This window comes from Micromonospora sp. NPDC047644 (assembly GCF_040704315.1).
In the GTDB taxonomy this organism is placed as follows: Bacteria; Actinomycetota; Actinomycetes; order Mycobacteriales; family Micromonosporaceae; genus Micromonospora.
Map to the genome: position 1 here is coordinate 26,642 of NZ_JBEYSY010000015.1, position 17,502 is coordinate 44,143.

Annotated in this window: 15 protein-coding genes; 3 read left to right on the top strand and 12 right to left on the bottom strand. The window is 71.0% G+C overall.

Features of this window, described 5'->3' with window-relative positions; translation table 11 throughout:
• Positions 1-296: 296 nt before the first annotated feature.
• Positions 297-1,010 carry a Crp/Fnr family transcriptional regulator gene (locus AB0877_RS24200; protein WP_366611684.1) on the top strand — a complete coding sequence of 238 codons (714 nt, stop codon included), beginning with the start codon at positions 297-299 and terminating at the stop codon, positions 1,008-1,010.
• Positions 1,011-1,209: 199 nt separating this feature from the next.
• On the opposite strand, the gene AB0877_RS24205 is transcribed toward AB0877_RS24200, so the two are convergent.
• The 12 genes from AB0877_RS24205 to AB0877_RS24260 all read right to left on the bottom strand — a co-directional run bounded on the left by AB0877_RS24205 (position 1,210) and on the right by AB0877_RS24260 (position 15,661).
• Positions 1,210-4,176, bottom strand: a complete 2,967-nt coding sequence (locus AB0877_RS24205; protein ID WP_366611685.1) for a hypothetical protein — start codon at positions 4,174-4,176, stop codon at positions 1,210-1,212.
• A complete protein-coding gene (locus AB0877_RS24210) occupies positions 4,173-6,281 on the bottom strand; it encodes an NB-ARC domain-containing protein (protein ID WP_366611687.1) in 2,109 nt (702 codons plus the stop codon). The genes AB0877_RS24205 and AB0877_RS24210 overlap by 4 nt, the downstream gene beginning before the upstream one ends.
• 16 nt (positions 6,282-6,297) lie before the next feature.
• Positions 6,298-6,624, bottom strand: a complete 327-nt coding sequence (locus AB0877_RS24215; protein WP_366611688.1) for a hypothetical protein — start codon at positions 6,622-6,624, stop codon at positions 6,298-6,300.
• 339 nt (positions 6,625-6,963) lie between these two features.
• Complete coding sequence (gene pheT, locus AB0877_RS24220) at positions 6,964-9,513, bottom strand: phenylalanine--tRNA ligase subunit beta (RefSeq protein ID WP_366611690.1); 2,550 nt, start codon at positions 9,511-9,513, stop codon at positions 6,964-6,966.
• Positions 9,514-9,553: 40 nt separating this feature from the next.
• Entirely contained in the window at positions 9,554-10,621 is a 1,068-nt protein-coding gene (gene pheS / locus AB0877_RS24225; protein ID WP_366611691.1) for a phenylalanine--tRNA ligase subunit alpha, read from the bottom strand.
• Positions 10,622-10,839: 218 nt separating this feature from the next.
• Complete coding sequence (locus AB0877_RS24230; RefSeq protein ID WP_366611692.1) at positions 10,840-11,637, bottom strand: RNA methyltransferase; 798 nt, start codon at positions 11,635-11,637, stop codon at positions 10,840-10,842.
• A gap of 83 nt (positions 11,638-11,720) precedes the next feature.
• On the bottom strand, positions 11,721-12,113 hold the full coding sequence (rplT, locus tag AB0877_RS24235) for a 50S ribosomal protein L20 (protein ID WP_007458417.1): 393 nt from the start codon (positions 12,111-12,113) through the stop codon (positions 11,721-11,723).
• Positions 12,114-12,144: 31 nt separating this feature from the next.
• Positions 12,145-12,339, bottom strand: coding sequence for a 50S ribosomal protein L35 (rpmI, locus tag AB0877_RS24240; protein ID WP_030488428.1), 195 nt, complete (start codon positions 12,337-12,339; stop codon positions 12,145-12,147).
• 20 nt (positions 12,340-12,359) lie between these two features.
• Complete coding sequence (infC, locus tag AB0877_RS24245; RefSeq protein ID WP_357355251.1) at positions 12,360-13,007, bottom strand: translation initiation factor IF-3; 648 nt, start codon at positions 13,005-13,007, stop codon at positions 12,360-12,362.
• 693 nt (positions 13,008-13,700) lie between these two features.
• The gene (locus tag AB0877_RS24250; RefSeq protein ID WP_366611695.1) at positions 13,701-14,174 is read right to left on the bottom strand and encodes a PH domain-containing protein; all 474 of its coding nucleotides are present in this window, start codon (positions 14,172-14,174) and stop codon (positions 13,701-13,703) included.
• 328 nt (positions 14,175-14,502) lie between these two features.
• On the bottom strand, positions 14,503-15,348 hold the full coding sequence (gene hisG / locus AB0877_RS24255; RefSeq protein WP_030488425.1) for an ATP phosphoribosyltransferase: 846 nt from the start codon (positions 15,346-15,348) through the stop codon (positions 14,503-14,505).
• A gap of 49 nt (positions 15,349-15,397) precedes the next feature.
• Entirely contained in the window at positions 15,398-15,661 is a 264-nt protein-coding gene (locus AB0877_RS24260) for a phosphoribosyl-ATP diphosphatase (protein ID WP_030335709.1), read from the bottom strand.
• A gap of 133 nt (positions 15,662-15,794) precedes the next feature.
• Between AB0877_RS24260 and AB0877_RS24265 the strand changes: the two genes are divergently transcribed.
• Both AB0877_RS24265 and AB0877_RS24270 read left to right on the top strand, forming a co-directional pair.
• The gene (locus AB0877_RS24265) at positions 15,795-16,658 is read left to right on the top strand and encodes an ABC transporter substrate-binding protein (RefSeq protein WP_366611697.1); all 864 of its coding nucleotides are present in this window, start codon (positions 15,795-15,797) and stop codon (positions 16,656-16,658) included.
• 5 nt (positions 16,659-16,663) lie between these two features.
• Positions 16,664-17,500 carry an amino acid ABC transporter permease gene (locus AB0877_RS24270; RefSeq protein WP_357233471.1) on the top strand — a complete coding sequence of 279 codons (837 nt, stop codon included), beginning with the start codon at positions 16,664-16,666 and terminating at the stop codon, positions 17,498-17,500.
• Positions 17,501-17,502 lie beyond the last annotated feature (2 nt).

Here is a 17,502-nt window from a genome sequence, read left to right on the forward strand (position 1 = left end):
CGAACCGTCGGGGACCGGTCGGGATCCCGTAGAAGTACGGCATCGCCTGGGACTGTCGAAAAACGGTCATCCCATCCTGTGCGGGTGTCGGCTGTGCACCGCGGCGGTGTCCTTGTCGCATGAGGACAGATGTTGTCGAGCTGCTGCTTACCCTCCAATGGTCACCGCTGGCCGTGCTTGCGCTGATTGCCGTCCGCCTCCTGGTCGACATCGCCACCGAAACGGGGGCATCGCGCTGCGCGCAGGAACGGCTACGCTACGGCACCTGTCGGTGGACGAGGGGGTTGATGCCACACATGCGACGACCACGCGCGATATCCGGCGGCGAGTGGCCCTACGGCACGTTTCTGCAACGGCTCACACCGCAGGTGCGGACGGCGCTCCTGGGGTTGGGCGTCCGCCGTCAGGTGCCCGCCGGGCAGATCGTGATCCACGAGGGCACCCGCGAATCACACCTGGTGCTCCTCGAAGAGGGCCTTACCAAGGTCACCGCGACGTTGCCGGACGGTCGGCCGGCCCTGCTGTCGCTCCGGGTCGGGGGTGATCTCGTTGGTGAGATGTCCGCGCTCAACGACGCACCGCGCTCCGCGACCGTCACGACATGTGGGCCAGCACGGTACAGCGTGATCCAGCCGGACCGGTTCAAGCGGTTCCTCACCGAACATCCCGACGCCGCTCTCGAACTCGCCGCGATGGTGTCCGACCGGCTGCGCTGGTCCAACCGACGCCGGATCGACTTCACCTCCTACCCGGTGAAGCTGCGTGTCGCCCGGGTGATCGCCGAGCTGTGCCGCACCCACGGCCGGCAGGGGCTGGACGGCATCGTCATCGACGTACGACTCACCCAGCCCGACCTCGCCACCATCTGTGGCGCGTCCGAGACGGCGATCCAGAAGGCACTTCGCGAGCTGCGAAACGACGGGTTGGTCGACACCGACTACCGACGGATCACCGTCCGCGATCTGTCGAACCTGCGCAAGCTCGGCAACCTGGAATCCAGCGACGGTTGAGGGTCTCCTCCGGCGTCCCGTATGAGGAGACCCGTCGAGATCCGTCAGGCGTCGCACCCGGTGACGCCGAGGCGATCAGCCGCGACAGCGAACGACGCGTTTCCGTACCGCGACCGTCTCCTCGGCGGTGAGCGCCCGGTCCGATGCCCGGCCTGGCTGTCCGGTCGCGGCGACAAGTCACACTCCGGGTGCACGGCCATCAGGCCCAGCAGTTCGCCCCCGGCGTACCGGCTCGCTTCGAAGCGCTGGGATGACGGTCGAAGAAGTACGGCAACCAACGCCGGCAGAACGCGCCGAACGGCCGGACCGCCGGACAGACCCGCCGACTCAGGCCGGACAGGGACACCACGTCCCCCTGGTCGGCCTGGTGGAACAGGCCGATGGTGACGTCGAAGACGCCTCGTTGTACGGCTGCCTGGACACCTGCGGCCAGAATGTCCGCATCCACCTCGTCGACGGTGGCGTCCCGCCGCAGCAACTCGCCGGCCACGGCCGGTAACAGGTTGTTGCTGATGACGGTGATCAGTTTCGGGTTCGGCGCGAGATCGACGACGGACGACGAGTAGCCGGAGACGTTGACGAAGGCCTCGGTGAAGGGCAGCAGGATCTTCGCGGTGCCCCAGCCGTGGACGAGTTCCGCCGCCGACCGTGACACCTCGGAGACCAGGTACAGATGGGTGGCGAGGACGGCGTACCGGACTCGTGGATCACCGGCCAGCAGCTGTGCGACCCGGAACTCCTCAGCGCTGAAGCAGAGCCGGGCGAGCATGTAGACGCGGGCCAACTCCCGCGCCTCGGCGGTCGTCAACAACACCTCGGCCGAACCCGCCCCGGGCCCGCCGACGCCCGGCGACGAGTGGCGCGGGCGCCGGCCCTCGTTGCCGGCGACGCCGATCGCACCGTCAAGCGCCGCGAGGATGCGATCGGCCGGCAGCGGTGCGGCATCCGGGCCGCCCCGACACCGTCGGGCGAGGTCCGGCCAGTGCGCCGACAATCGGCCCATGACGTCCCGGCACGCCTCGGCATGCGACTGGCCCCGTCGTGACGCGAGCCGCTCGATGCCGCGGAGCAGGTGCGCGGCCGGCGAGCCCGGGGTGGTCTCCTCGCGTAGCCGAGCGACAGTCTCCGGCAGGCTCCGGCCGGCCGTCGGCCCGAAGTAGCCGTCGAGGGTGTCGAGATCGGCAGCACCGAAGCGCACGGCCACCGACTTCCCGGTTAGGACCCGCTCCCAGTAGTACGCGCCCAGCGCGGCGGGATCCGCCAGCAGCGCGCCGAGATCGCCGGACTCCGGCGACGGTCGCCCCGGCGGCAGCACACGCCGCAGCAGCGTGCGAACGAAGTCGTCGTTACGCGCGGTCACCTCGGCGGAGGCGGCCTGAAACCAGACCTCGGACGCCAGCTTGGCGGTCTGCCTCTCCTCGTTCACGGATTTGAGATAGGTGTCCAGCTTGTCCTTCTCCGGGTGCGCCGGGCACCGTTCGCCCAGTGAGGGGGCCGCCAACCGAAGGTAGATCCCGAACAACTCGGCGGTGACCTCGCGGCCCGCAGCGCCCAGGTCGAAGAGGTCGTCGGCCAGCACGGAGCCGAGGGCACCGAACACACACCCGGTGGCCAGCGACGCGTCGTCGGCGATGTCGGCGGCCGCGACGCACAGGTCGACGATGAAGCGCCGCAGGGACAGCGCGGCCGCGCTCCCGTCGGTCGAACCCCAGACCGGGCCGGCGGGCCGGGACGCGAGGTCCGTCGGCAGGAGCCGACGCAGAGCGACCAGCGCGCCGCGCAGCTCCTCGGCGAGTTCGCTGACCGGCCGGGGCGGCGCCACGGACTCCGTGCGCAGGACCGCACCGAGGTCGTGCCGCATGACGATGTCGCGGATGTGCTCCGGCGTCATCTCCCGGATCACGATCCGCGCCCGCTTCCGCACCTCCTCCCGCAGGTCGGTGTAGAGCGGCATGTTGAGGGCGCCCTGCAGGTCGTACTGCATGCGCAGAACGAGGCGCTGCACGATGGGCGTGTCGGCGGCGGCGGCCGAGGCGAGCGTGGCGCGGCGCAGCCGGTCGAGGGAGACACCGGCGCTCTGCCGCTCGTACCAGGCGCGGAAGCCCTCGTCGCGCAGGAGATGCCGGTCCGGTTCGACGACGAAACCGGGCCGGGACGCGGCGGCCGCGAGCGCCGCGACGATCCGCGGCATCTCGTCGGCGAGAAGCTCCAGAAAGGGGCGCCCGTCCCCGGTCGCCAACAGGAACCGGTCGAGAGCCGACCCCGCAAGGTCTTCGGCGCCGAGGAAGCCGGTGCCCTCGTCGGTCCGGTGGAACGCCGCCATGATCGCGCTGCGCGGCCCGCCGGCGGACGTACGGTACCGGTGGTGGACCAGCCGACTCGCGGCGAAGATCGTGTGACACGGTGCCGCGATGTCCTGAAGATGGACGACCCGCGGAAGGCCGTCGTCGAAGAAACGGGCCTGGGCGGCGAGCGCCTCGTCCACCCGGGCCTGAGAGGGAAAGATGCAGCTGTCCTCGTCGCTCCACACGGTGCCGTCGTCGTCCACGAAGCACTGCCGCAGGAGCCGATTGGTGCGGGGCAGGTAGGTGAGCCCCTGCCCCGAGGGCCCTCGACCGGTGCCCGTCGTCCAGGTGACGATCACCTTGAACTCGTCCATGAAGGGGCTGTTGTCGACGTGCAGGGTGTTGTCCCGCGCCACGACGTCCAGTGGCTGCGTGTCCTTGGCCCGCAAGTCGATGATCTTGACGGGCCCGCCGAGGGCGTGCGCGACGAGCGCGACCAGCAGGGGATGAGAGAACGCCTCCCGGAAGTCGGGGTGCGCGACCAGGGAGCCCGCGTCGGCGACGTTCAGGTAGCTGTGCAGCGAGCCACGACTGCCCCTGGTGTCGATCGCCGAGTCGTACGCCCGCCGCGCGCTGTCGAAACGCTCCGGTGGGACGAGCCCGGCGAAGCTGAGAGCACCCTCGTCCGCGAGGTTCCCGCTCAGCGACGTGAAGGTGTTCCGCAGGAGCGGGCCGTCCGCCTCCGCCCGGCAGGCACCGTCGACCATCGCTTCGATCTCGCGGCGGAACCTCGCGACCTCCCGCTCCCGCCGCAGTTGCCGATAGGACGCAGGGCTGGCCAGCTCATCAGCCGGGACGAGCGGCGCGTACCGAGGGCTCATGTCGCCGGACTCCCGACCACCAACGTCGACTGGGTGAGATCCGGGTAGTGCTCCAGACGGGCCAGTGCCCGTCGGACCTCTTCCACGGCGCTCACGTTCCCGCACTGACCGTACGCCTGCTCGAGCTGGCCCAGGATCGTCCGCACGGAACGGAAGTTGCCGAGGGACTCCTCCACCCGCCAGGCCCGCTCCAACCAGGTGCAGCCCTCCTCGACCTCGCCCGACCGCAGGCCGGTCGCGCCGAGCAGACGCAGGGCCAGAGCCCGGCCGTAGTCGTTGCCGCGCTCCTCGCACATGGCGAGACTGCGCAGGCCGAGCCCCCGGGCCCACGAATGGTGACCCGTCTCGTTCAGGGCTCGGGCCGCGTCGTACAGACCCCGGGCCTCACGGACGACGTTGTTGCCGCTCCTGGATTCCCGGGCCGCCCGCAACCCCCAGCGCAGCGCCTCCCGGTGGTCACCCGATCGGAGGCAGAGCTCGGCCATGGCGTGGTGTGACGACGCCCGACCCGAATCGTCGCCGGACGCCGCGTCCAGCGCCATGGAGGCGCGCAACTGCTCCTTCGCCGGCTCAAGCTCGCCGATGTCCGCGAGGGCCCGTCCCAGGGCGCGTCGGGACAACGCCTCCATCGCCGGGTCACCGGCGGCCGCCGCGGCGACCGCCTCCCGCTGGACGGACACCGTTCTGGTGACGTCCTGTCGCCAGTAGAGGAACGTGTTGACCGCCCGCGCGAACCGGGTGATGAAGGCGAGGTCCTCATCGGCGCGCGCCGCCTTGATGAGGTAGGTCATGGACGCGGTGATCGACTCGAACCAGGAGAGGGCCTGCGCCACGGTGAAGCTGACCGACCCGACGACCGCCAGCAGCTCGCGGTCCACCGGCAGGGAATCCCGGTGTGGGTCGATGGCGCGATCGGCGACGTAGCTCAACGCCAGGTACACGGTGCGGATGCGGCGCGCGGTCAGCTCCTGCTCGGCGGGGTCCAGCGCCTGCCCGAGGGTCTCCGCGAGATATGCCTTCATCAGGTCGTGGAAGCGGTATCGGCCAGGGCTGATCTCGTCGATGAGGGAGGCCAGGCACAGGGCTTGGAGACTGCGGTCGCACACCCGCCGGGGCTGGTCGAGGACGAGGCACAGCACCGCGACCGAGCATTCGTTGCTGGGCAGCATGGACGCGACGTACAGAACCTTCGTCGTCGCCGCGTCGAGATCGTCCAGCGACCAGGAGATGACGCGTCCGACCTCGATGCCCAGACCAGCGTCATCGAGGAACCGAAGTGGGCTCTGCTCCTCCTCGATCCCCCTCGCGGCGTCGTCGATCGTCCAGGTGGTCTGGATGGCGAGCTTCGCCGAGACGATGGCCAGCGCCAACGGATGCCCCTCCAGAAGCCGCACGATGCGCCGGGCGGCGGCCTGCTCCCGTTCGACGCGGACAAACCCGACACGTTCGGCGATGAGCTCCACCCCCTCGTCAAGGGTCAGCAACGGAAGTTTGATGACCCGGGCGTCGTGCCGAACGCTCATCTCGGGGATCGCCCGGCGGCTGGTCACGACCAACACCGACCCGAAGCCCGGCACCAGGTCCCGAACCTGCTCGTAGGAACCCACGTTGTCCACGACGACGAGGCACCGCCGGCCGGCGGTGACGGCCCGGAAGACGCCGCCCCACTCCGCCTCGTCGTCCGGCAGGTCGGACCGGTTGATCCCCAGCGTGGCCAGGAAGCTCCGCAGGGCGTCCCGGGCCTCAATGCGCGGTGTGCCGGAGTACGCGCGCATGTCGACGAAGAACTGCCCGTCGGGATACTCGGCGATGCGCGAGCTGGCCCAGGCCACCGCGAGGGTGGTCTTCCCCGAGCCGGCCAACCCCCAGAGCATGCAGCAGCGCGAGCCCGGCGCGGTCATCGCCTCGTCCATCTCGTGCAGCAGGTGGTGCCTGCCGACGATCCTCCCGATGCCGCCCGGGAGCATGTGCGGTGGCTCGGGCGCGCGCGGGGCCGTGCGCGGCTGTTCGACGTAGATCGCGCCGGAGGTGCCCACCTGGACGACCTGGTGCGCCACCAGGCCCTCGGCGACGTTGCGCGACGAGCTTCCGGAGGCGGGCTCCATGTCGGTCACCTTCCGGCTACATCGTGATGTCGCCGACGCGCTGGGCCTGCACCAGCTTGCCCACGTTGCTGGAGGCAACCACGTTCGTGCTGCCAGCCGGCGTCGCCGGATGCCGGAGCTCCCGCAGGAACTCGGGATCCTCCGCCGCGAGACGGGCCAGAAGCGCACGGAGTTGAGCCACGTCGTCCGCCGAGGCGTCGCCCCGCGCGACCCGGTCCAGGGATTCGAGCATTCCCGCCGGCTCGTCCCTGCCGACGAACCGCCGCCGGATCATGTCGACGAGAGCAGCCCCGGACCCCTCGGCGATCTTGACGAGCGCTCCGGCGACGATTGCCTCGATCATGCGCTGCTCCTTGACCTGAAGGCCTGCGACAGGCGTCGGCGCTCACCCCTTCGCCAGGCAAGGCTACCGATTCGTGTCGATCTCGGAAAGGCTCGTGAGACGGTCGGCGACGTCGACGCCCAGGCCTCGCCCGGCCACCCGAACGCCACCTCGGATCGACGCCGACGCATGCCAGCGAGGACGGATGCCTGGTGCCCGGCCATCGCGACCTGCCGGGGGACGCCGCCGCGGGCGACGAAGGTCGGCGTTGCCTGTCGGAAGCCCGACACGCCGGAGCCGACGGCGACACGACGACGGCCCCGGTACCCGCTGCGGGGTACCGGGGCCGTCGTGGTCGCGTCAGGCGCCGCGCAGGGTGGCGCCGAGCCGCTCCGCCGCGACGGCGACCGCCGCGTCCCGTGCCGCGACCGCCTCCTCGACGGTGAGCGTCCGGTCCGGTGCCCGGAACGTCAGCTTGTACGCCAGCGACCGGCGACCCTCGCCGAGCTGCGCGCCCGAGTACACGTCGAACAGCCGCACGTCCTCCAGCAGCTCACCGGCACCCGCCTCCAGCGCCCGGCGCACCTGCTCCGCCGGCACCGACTCGTCCACCACCAGAGCCACGTCGATCAACGCCGGCGGGAACCCGGAAACCGTCGGCGCCGGCGTCACCGGCGTCGGCGGCAGCGTGTCGAGGTTCAGCTCCATCGCGCTGGTGCGGCGGGGCAGCTCCAGCGTCGCCACCACCACCGGGTGCAACTCACCGGCGTGTCCGACCACCGAGCCGTCGACCCGCAGCTCGGCGCAGCGACCCGGGTGCCACGGCGCGTACTCGGCGGCACGCACCTCGACCCGCTCGTCGGGGATCCCGGCGGCGGCCAGCACGTCCCGGGCCGCCTCGATCGCGTCCGCCCAGCCGGCCGGTCGACCCGCCCCCCACCAGCCGGCCGGGTCCAGGTCACCGGAGAGCACCACCGCGACGTGCACCGGTTGCGCCGGCACCACCGCGTCGGCGGCGGCGAACTCCTCGTCGGTGGGGCGACGGTCCACGCCCATCGCCGGCGGGCTGCCGGCGCCGACGCGCGGGTGGAAGACCGCACCGATCTCGTAGAGGGCCAGGTCGCGGTTACCCCGGCCGAGGTTGCGCTTGAGGATGCCGAGCAGCGGGCCGAGCAGCGTGGTACGCAGCAGCGGCTCCTCCTCGGACAGCGGGTTGGCCAACCGCACCGCGGGCCGACGACTGTCGTCGGCCGGCAGGCCGAGCTGGTCGGCCAGCTCCGGCGACACGAACGGGTGCGCGAGCACCTCCACGTACCCCCGCTCGGCCAGCGACCCGGCGACCGCCCGGCGGCGACGCTGCCGCGGGGTCAATCCGCGCCCCGGGGGCGCGGTCGGCAGCACCGACGGCACCCGGTCGTACCCGTCGAGGCGGACCACCTCCTCGACCAGGTCGGCCGGGTCGGTCAGGTCGGGCCGCCAGGTCGGCGGGGTGACGCTCAGCACCGTCCCGACGCCGCTGGCCACGCCGACCGCGCCCGGGTCCTCGGACAACCGGTCCGCGCCCTGCGCGACGGTGCAGCCCACCTGCTCGAGCAGGGCCACCACCCGCGCCGGCGGGTACTCGACACCGACCCGCCGGGTCGGCAGGTCCGCCGGCAGACTGATCGGGCTACGCGGCCGGACGTGGTTGATGTCGAGGATCTCCGCGCTCGGGGTGCCACCGCCGTGCTCGGTGAGCAGCCGCACGGCACGCTCCATCGCGACCAGCGGCACGGCCGGGTCGACGCCCCGCTCCCAGCGCTTCGCGGCCTCGCTGAACAGCTTGTGCCGACGGGCGGTGCGCCCGACCATCGCCGGATCCCAGTGGGCGGCCTCGAAGAGCACATTGGTGGTCGTTCCGGTGTCGACCTCACTGCTCTCGCCGCCCATCACCGCGGCGAGCGAGATCGGGCCGGTGTCGTCACAGATGACCATGTCGTCGGCGGTGAGCACCCGGTTGACGCCGTCCAGGGTGGTCAGCTTCTCCCCCGCCTCGGCGCGACGGACCACCAGCGGCCCGGCGATCCGGTCGGCGTCGAAGGCGTGCATCGGCTGGCCCAGCTCCAACATCACGTAGTTGGTGATGTCGACCGGCAGCGAGATGCTGCGGATGCCGGCCGTCACGAGCCGCTGGGCCATCCACGACGGCGTGGGCGCGCCCGGGTCGACGCCCCGCACCAGGCGGGCCGTGAACCGGTCGCAGCCGACCGTGTCGCGGACCTCCACCGGATACGCCGGCGCCTCGGTGCCGGTCGGGGCGGGCACCAGGGCGGGATCGCGCAGCGGCACGTCGAACGCGTGCGACAGCTCCCGGGCCAGGCCGCGCAGGCTCAGCGCGTACCCCCGGTCCGGGGTGATCTCCAGCTCGAACACGACGTCGTCGAGGCCGACGACGGGCCGCGCGTCGTCACCCGGCTTGGCCGCGCCGTCCGGCGGCAGCACGATGATGCCCGAGTGGTCGTCGCCCAGGCCCAGCTCCTTCGCCGAGCAGATCATGCCGGCCGAGTTGTGCCCGTACGTCTTACGGGCGCCGATCGCGAACCCGCCGGGCAGCACACCACCGGGCAGGATCACCACCACCCGGTCACCGACGGCGAAGTTCCGCGCCCCGCAGACGATCTCCTGCGGCTCGCCGGTGCCGTTGGCGGCACCCACGTCCACCCGGCAGAACCGGATCGGCTTCTTGAAGCCGGTCAGCTCCTCGATCTCGCGCACCTCGCCGACGACGAGCTGCCCGGTGACGCTCTCGCGCAGGTCCACCACGGACTCGACCTCGATACCGAGGTCGACAAGGGCCTGCTCCAGATCACCGGTGGGCAGGTCGGCGGGGAGATCGACATACTCCCGTAGCCAACTGACAGAAACTCGCATGACTTCAGACCACCGTTCCCGTGTCTCGTACCCGCATCGCCTACGCCCCGGTCCCGAGCGCGCGGCTGAACCGCACGTCGCCCTCGAAGAGATGGCGGATGTCGCTGACCCCGTGCCGGACCATCAGGGTCCGGTCGATGCCCATGCCGAAGGCGAATCCGGAGTAGACCTCCGGGTCGACGCCGCAGGCACGCAGCACCCGCGGGTTGACCATGCCGCAGCCACCCCACTCGACCCACTGCGGGCCGTCACGGTGCTCCGGGAACCACACGTCGAACTCCGCCGACGGCTCCGTGAACGGGAAGTAGTGCGGCCGCCACCGGGTCTTCGCCTCCGGGCCGAACATCGCCCGGGCGAAGTGGTCCAGCGTGCCCCGCAGGTGGGCCATCGTGATGCCCTTGTCGACCACCAGACCCTCGGCCTGGTGGAACACCGGGCTGTGGGTGGCGTCGATCTCGTCCGTGCGGTAGACGCGACCCGGCACGATCACGTAGATCGGCGGCTTGCGACTGAGCATCGTGCGGGTCTGCACCGTCGAGGTGTGCGTACGCAGCACCAGGCCGGAGCCCTCCGGTGCGATGTGGAAGGTGTCCATCAACCCGCGCGCCGGATGGTCGGCGGGGATGTTCAACGCGTCGAAGTTGACCCACTCCAGGTCGACCTCGGGCCCCTCGGCCACCTCGTAGCCCATCCCGACGAAGAGATCGCTGATCGACTCCATCAGGGTGCTCAACGGGTGCCGGGCACCCCGCGGACGCCGGTCGTAGGGCAGGGTGACGTCCACCCGCTCCTCGACCAGCACCCGCTCGGCCTGCTCGCGCTCCACCACCTCGGCACGGTCGGCGTAGGCGGTCTCGATCGCCCGGCGGGCCTCGTTGACCCGCTTGCCGGCGTCGGACTTCGCGGCCGGCGGCAACGCGCCGATCTCCCGGCGGGCCAGGGAGACCGGTGACCGGTCACCCAGGTGCGCCGAGCGCAGCGCGGTCAGCGCGTCCGGGTCGGTCGCCGCCGTGAACGCCTTCGTGGCGTCCGCCACGGCCTCGTCCAGGGCGGCGGGGTCGAGCAGGGCGACCTGCTTCGGGTCGTACGGATCGTTGCGGTAGCTCATGGCGTACGGGCACTCCCTCACGGCGGCGCCAGCCCTCACCGGGGCGGCTAGGCGAGTCTACGGACGCGCGGCTGTGCCGCAGCCCGCCGGTAGGAGTTGCGCAGGGAGCAGGTCAGGCCCGCCGCCCGCCGACACCGGCGGGCTGGCTAAACGAACGCCGTGGCGCGTTCATGGACGGACGCTCTCCCCTGCTGTCAGTCACGCCGAGGCGTTCACCCTCAGCGCTGTGCTCTCGCTGAAGCGTACAGGCACACCGCGGCGGCCGCAGCCAGGTTGAGGCTCTCCGCGCGCCCGTACAGCGGCACCCGCACCGTGGTGTCGGCAGCGGTGGTCAACTCCTCGGGCAGCCCGTGCGCCTCGGAACCGAACAGCCAGGCGGTGGGCCCGACGAGCCGACCGTAATCGGTCAGATCATCCAGGTCGTTGTCGCCGTACCCGGTGGTGGCGAAGATCGACAGCCCGGCGGCACGCAGCGCGTCGACCACCGCGACCGGGTCGGGGGCGCGCACCACGTCGACGTGGAAGAGGCTGCCGGCCGAGGCCCGCACACACTTGCCGTTGTACGGGTCGACGGCGTCCCCGGCGAAGACCACCACACCCGCACCGGCGGCGTCGGCGGTGCGCAGCACCGTGCCGGCGTTGCCCGGGTCACGGACATCGGCCAGCACCGCCACCAGCCGGGGCGCACCCGCGAGGGCCTGTTCCAGTGAGACGTCCAGGTGCCGGCAGACGGCCACCAGCCCCTGCGGGGCGACGGTCTCGGTGAGCGCCGCGAGGGCGTCGTCGGTCACCTCGGAGACCGGCACGTCGGCGCGGGCCGCCGTGGCGGCCAACTCCGGGTACCGGTCGAGCGCGGTGGTCGTACCGAACAGTTCGGTGACCACCTCCGGCCGCGCGAGGGCCTCGCGGACCGCCTGCGGGCCCTCGGCCAGGAAACGGCCGGTGGCGTCGCGGTCCCGGCGGCGTTGCAGGCGGCGGGCGGCGACAACCCTCGGGGTACGCGGGGTGAAAGCCATGGTGTGCGCTCCTCGGGCACGATTGAGGCGCCCCCCGAACGGCGGTGCCGAAACGGGAGACGCCTCGCTCTGGTGCGTGGGGATCAGGCGGCCTGAGCCGCCGCGCCGCCGGTGCCCTCGGCCGTGACCGCGGCCCGGGCCAGCTCGACGATCGCCGCGAAGGAGGCGGCGTCGTTGACAGCCATGTCGGCCAGGATCTTGCGGTCGACCTCGATGCCGGCCAGACGCAGGCCCTGGATCAGACGGTTGTAGGTCATCCCGTTGGCCCGGGCGCCCGCGTTGATCCGCTGAATCCACAGCTGCCGGAAGTCGCCCTTGCGGTCGCGACGGTCCCGGTAGGCGTACTGCATCGAGTGCAGCACCTGCTCCTTGGCCTTGCGGTACAGGCGGGAGCGCTGACCGCGGTAACCACTCGCGGTCTCCAGCAGGGTACGACGCTTCTTCTGGGCGTTTACAGCCCGCTTGACGCGTGCCATCTCAACTCCTAATTACGTTAGGTGGCGCGCGTCAGCGGCCGAGCAGCTTCTTGATGCGCTTGACGTCGGCCTTGGCCAGCACGACCGTGCCGGTCAGCCGGCGGGTCTGGGTGGAGGGCTTCTTCTCCAGGTTGTGGCGAAGGCCGGCCTGCTGGGCAACGATCTTGCCCTTGCCGGTCACCCTGACCCGCTTACCCATACCCGTGTGGCTCTTCATCTTCGGCATGTGGAACGTCTTCTCCCCTGTTACTCGCCGCTGGTGGCGGCGGTGCCGGTGTCACCGGCTGCTGCGGTCTCGCCGACCGCCGCGGTGTCATCGGCTGCCGGAGCGGCGGACTCGTCCGCGGCCCGGTCCCGAGGGCCACCGCGAGACGCCGTGGCGGCGACCGCGGAAGCCTTGACGGCCCGGTGCGGAGCGAGAACCATGATCATGTTTCGGCCGTCCTGCTTCGGAGCGGCCTCGACGTATCCCAGTTCCGTGATCTCGGATTCGAGCCGGCGCAGGAGCCGGTAACCCAGCTCCGGGCGGCTCTGCTCGCGACCGCGGAACATGATCGTCACCTTGACCTTGTCGCCCGCCTTGAGGAACCGCACCACGTGACCCTTCTTGGTCTCGTAGTCGTGCGGGTCGATCTTCGGCCGAAGCTTCATTTCCTTGATGACGGTCTGCTGCTGATTACGCCGCGCTTCGCGCGCCTTGAGTGCGCTCTCGTACTTGAACTTGCCGAAGTCCATGAGCTTGCACACCGGCGGGCGCGCCATCGGCGCAACCTCGACCAGGTCCAGATCGACGTCCGCGGCCAGCTGAAGAGCGCGCTCCAGCGGGACGATGCCCACCTGCTCACCCTCTGGGCCGACCAGTCGGACCTCACGTGCCCGGATCTGCTCGTTCACGCGTGGTTCGACGCTGATGGGGCCTCCTCGAGTCGTTTCTGCTCTGTCGCCGACCCCTGCGGCTCCCGGGAGGGAACCGACCCGAAAAGCAGAAGGCCCCGGCATATGCCAGGGCCCGCTCGACCGGTCAGCACGACCACAAGGATCGCGCATCCAGCACCAGGACATGCCCGGAACCGGTGACCGGACCCGGCCACCGTAGCGGCGACTCGGGTGGGAGCAGGCGCTCCGCTTCAAAAGGCTGTCTGCTCGCACGCGGAGACAGCCTGGTCGACTCGACAACACTACACCGGCGCCCCGACGACCCCCAAACCGGGCACGACCTGCGGCCAGGCACAACCGGGGACCGGCCCGTACGTTCCGCGCCGCGCCGCTTGGGTGCGCCCTGGCACTCCGCTTCAAGATCCGCGCACTCTCCCTGAAACTGCTGCCTCAGGGCCGCCGGGAGGGAGCAGTTTCAGGGAATTTGTTTAGATCTTGGCGAGGGGCGCACGGCGGGCCCGGCCGCTGGGCGGTTCTGGCCGCGAGCCGACGGTGGGCGGGTTCCGGGCGCACGGCGGGCCCGGCCGCTGCACGGATCCGGCCGCGAACCGACGGTAGGCGGTTCGGCCGCGAACCGACGTAGGCGGTGCCGCCGCGAACCGGCGTGGGCGGTGCCGCCGCCGGGTCGGCGTAGGCGGTGCCGCCGCCGGGTCAGCGGCCGACGGCGCGTTCGGCGAGACGGACCTGGTGGGCCTCGTGCAGCCGGCGCAGCGCACGGACCCCGTCGACGGCCAGCTCCTTGTCGGCGGCCTGCAACGCGACCATCGGCAGCAGGTCATCGTCGTGCAGCTCCAGGCTGGCCCACGGCGCGCCCCGATCGAAGCGGACGCCCCGGACAACCTCCCAGGGCAGCTCGTAGGAGCTGACGACGTTACGGACCCGGATGCTGCGGGCATCGGCCTCCACCCGGGGACGGGTGAACAGCAGGAAGCCGAGCGCCCCGAAGACGCCCAGGCCGATCATGGCGATCTGGTCACCGCGCTGGAAGCTGCCGTAACCATCGCCGGTCGGGCCACTCAGCGAGGTAGCGACCAGACCGAACACCACCACCAGGGCGACCGCCGCAGACCAGCAGACCACGCGGATGCGGCGGGGCTTCAGGCGGACCAGTTCGGTTTCACTCACCCCACCAGTCTGCCATCCGCGCTCGGTCATCGAACGCACCACCCGCCGAGCCACCACCCCGACCCGAGGGTGACCAGCACGCTCAAGATCGTGCTGGATCCAGGATCCAGTGGCCTGAGTCGAGATCGAGGCCACTACGTCAATGATCGAGCACGATCTTCCGCTCCCAGCAGCCACCAGGCCACCCGCCGCCCCGTCGATCATGGAGTTGTCGTGGTGGACGAAAGGAGCAAATGCGGCTGAATCGGCCACCACAACTCCATGATCGACGCGGGCGGGGGCCTGAAGTGGCGGGGCGGGGGTGGGGTGGGTGGGGTGGGGTTGGAGGTTAGAGGCGGCAGGCGTGGATGTTGGTGACGAGGATGGCGCGGGCGCCCAACTCGTACAGCTCGTCCATGATGCGGTGCACGTCGTCGCGGAGCACCATCGCCTGCACCGCCACCCAGCCCTCGCGGTGCAGCGGCGACACGGTGGGCGACTCGATGCCCGGGGTGAGCCCGCTGGCCCGGTCCAGCAGACCGGCCGGCACGTCGTAGGCGAGCATCACGTAGCGGCGGGCCACCAGCACACCGTGCAGGCGGCGCAGCAACTGCTCGGCCTGCGGTTGCGCGGGCGCGCCGGCACGCCGGACCAGCACCGCCGACGAGCGCAGCAGCGGCTCGCCGAAGACCACCAGGCCCGCCTGACGCAGGGTCGCGCCGGTCTCCACCACGTCCGCGATCACGTCGGCGACGCCGAGGCGTACGGCGTTCTCCACCGCGCCGTCGAGGCGGATCACGTCGGCCTTGACGCCCACCTCGCCGAGGTGCCGCTCGACCAGCCCCGGGTACGCGGTGGCGATGCGGTGACCGCCCAGCTCCTGCACGGAGGCGATGTCGTCGGGGCGGGCGGCGAAGCGGAAGGTGGCCCGGCCGAAGGCGAGATCGACGACCTCCTCGGCCGGCGCGGCCGAGTCGATCAGCAGGTCGCGCCCGGTGATCCCGAGGTCGAGGTCACCGGAGCCGACGTAGGTGGCGATGTCCTTCGGGCGCAGGTAGAAGAATTCGACGTCGTTGGCCTCGTCCCGGCAGACGAGGTCCTTGGGGTCGGTGCGCTGGCGGTAGCCCGCCTCGCGCAGCATCTGGGCGGCCGGTTCGGCCAGGGTGCCCTTGTTGGGAATGGCGACACGCAGCATGACGGAGTGCTCCTTCGATCCGGTTGGCGATCAACAGGGGTGGGGGCACTCACAGATGTCGGTAGACGTCCTTGAGCTCGAGACCACTGGCAAGCATCAGCACCTGGACCTGGTAGAGCAGCTGGGAGATCTCCTCGGCGGTACGCTCCGGCCCCTCGTGCTCGGCGGCCATCCACGACTCGGCCGCCTCCTCGACGACCTTCTTGCCGATGAAGTGCACGCCCTTGTCCAGCGCGGCGACGGTGCCCGAGCCCGGGGTGCCGGCGGCGGCCTTGGCCTGCAGCTCGGCGAACAACTCCTCGAACGTCTTCACGGGAGACGATTCTTCCAGCCACCCCGGCGGCACCCCGCGTCCGGGTCTGCCGGAATCCAGCCAGCGGACAATTCCCTACCAACATGGTGGGACAATTGTCGATCGATGCCCATGGAGCTCTACGCTGTCCGCCATGGCCAGCCGCTCACGTCTTATCGCGCTCACCCTCGCCGGTGCCGTCGTCGTAGCCACCGCCGGATGCGCGCCACAGGACGAAGAACCCACCCCCACTGTCACCGCAGCGCCGTCCTGCGCGAAGGACAGCCTGCCCACGCGTACGCCGGGCAAGCTGACCATCGCCACCGACCAGCCCGCGTACGAGCCGTGGTTCGCCAAGGACAAGCCGGACAGCGGCGAGGGCTTCGAATCCGCCGTCGCGTACGCGGTGGCCGAGAAGCTCGGCTACGCCCGCGCCGACGTCACCTGGACCCGGGTCAAGTTCGACACCGCCATCGCGCCGGGGCCGAAGGACTTCGACTTCGACATCAACCAGTTCTCCATCACCGACGAACGCAAGCAGGCTGTCGACTTCTCCGCGCCGTACTACCTGGTGCGGCAGACCGTCATCGCGTTGAAGTCCTCGAAGATCGCCGGCCGGACGTCGCTGGCCGAACTGCGGGACGCTCGGCTCGGCGCGCAGGTCGGCACCACCAGCTACCAGGCGATCACCGACGTGATCAAGCCGGCCGCCAAGCCGCAGGTCTTCAACAGCAACGACGACGCCAAGAAGGCCCTTCAGAACGGGCAGCTGGACGGTCTCGTGGTCGATCTTCCGACCGCCTTCTACATCACCGGCGCGGAGATCACCGACGCCGTGATCGTCGGACAGGTGCCGCAGGTCGGTACGCCCGAGGCGTTCGGGTTGCTGCTGGACAAGAACTCCCCGCTGACCTCCTGCGTGAGCGGGGCGGTCGGTCAACTCACCACCGCGGGCACGTTGAAGGAGCTGGAACAGAAGTGGCTCGCCCAGGTGGCGGGGGCGGCCGAGCTGCGGTGACCCTCCTGGATCGGGTGCCCTCGGAGGCGCAGCTGCGGCGGTCGGCGTACCGGCGTCGACAGACCGTCTACAGCGTGCTCGTCGCGGCGTCCTCGACGGCGGCGCTCGGCACGCTGCTGGTGCTCGCGGTGACCGGGGCGCCGGGCTGGGACCGGGTCCGGCGCTCGTTCCTGGATCCGGAGATCGCCCGCGACGCGCTGCCGACGGTGCTGAGCGGGCTCTGGCTCAACGTACGGCTGCTGGTCTGCTGTGCGGTCGGCGCGCTGCTGCTCGGGCTGGTGCTCGCCGTGCTGCGGACGCTGCGCGGGCCGGTCTTCTTCCCGGTCCGCGCGCTGGCCGCCGGCTACACCTACACCTTCCGCGGCCTACCGCTGATCATCGTGCTGTACCTGCTCACCCTCGGCGTGCCGGGGCTGCGGTTGCAGGGAATGCCGCCGGTGTTGGTGCTGGGCGGGATCGCGTTGGTCCTCACCTACGGCGGATACCTCGCCGAGGTGTTCCGGGCCGGCATCGAGTCGGTGCACTCCAGCCAACTCGCCGCGGCCCGCTCGTTGGGCCTGACTCACCGGCAGACGATGCGGCACGTGGTCCTGCCGCAGGCCGTCCGCCGGGTGGCGCCACCACTGCTCAACGACGTGGTGGCGTTGCAGAAGGACGTCGGGCTGGTCTCGCTGGCCGGGCCGATCGACGCGGTCCGCGCCGCGCAGATCGCCACCGCCCAGACCTTCAACTACACGCCGTACATCGTGGCGGGGGTGCTCTTCGTGCTGCTGGCGATCCCACTGATCGCCGTCACCGACTGGGTGACGCTGCGCGCGGCCCGCCGACAGTCGGGAGGCTGATC

Bases quoted from the DNA above. Each gene is read 5' to 3' on its own strand.
- pheS (WP_366611691.1), bottom strand. From the start codon at position 10,621: ATGAGCTACCGCAACGATCCGTACGACCCGAAGCAGGTCGCCCTGCTC.
- AB0877_RS24200 (WP_366611684.1), top strand. From the start codon at position 297: ATGCGACGACCACGCGCGATATCCGGCGGCGAGTGGCCCTACGGCACG.
- pheT (WP_366611690.1), bottom strand. From the start codon at position 9,513: ATGCGAGTTTCTGTCAGTTGGCTACGGGAGTATGTCGATCTCCCCGCC.
- hisG (WP_030488425.1), bottom strand. From the start codon at position 15,348: ATGCTGCGTGTCGCCATTCCCAACAAGGGCACCCTGGCCGAACCGGCC.
- rplT (WP_007458417.1), bottom strand. From the start codon at position 12,113: ATGGCACGCGTCAAGCGGGCTGTAAACGCCCAGAAGAAGCGTCGTACC.
- AB0877_RS24215 (WP_366611688.1), bottom strand. From the start codon at position 6,624: ATGATCGAGGCAATCGTCGCCGGAGCGCTCGTCAAGATCGCCGAGGGG.
- AB0877_RS24205 (WP_366611685.1), bottom strand. From the start codon at position 4,176: ATGAGCCCTCGGTACGCGCCGCTCGTCCCGGCTGATGAGCTGGCCAGC.
- AB0877_RS24265 (WP_366611697.1), top strand. From the start codon at position 15,795: ATGGCCAGCCGCTCACGTCTTATCGCGCTCACCCTCGCCGGTGCCGTC.
- rpmI (WP_030488428.1), bottom strand. From the start codon at position 12,339: ATGCCGAAGATGAAGAGCCACACGGGTATGGGTAAGCGGGTCAGGGTG.
- AB0877_RS24210 (WP_366611687.1), bottom strand. From the start codon at position 6,281: ATGGAGCCCGCCTCCGGAAGCTCGTCGCGCAACGTCGCCGAGGGCCTG.
- AB0877_RS24230 (WP_366611692.1), bottom strand. From the start codon at position 11,637: ATGGCTTTCACCCCGCGTACCCCGAGGGTTGTCGCCGCCCGCCGCCTG.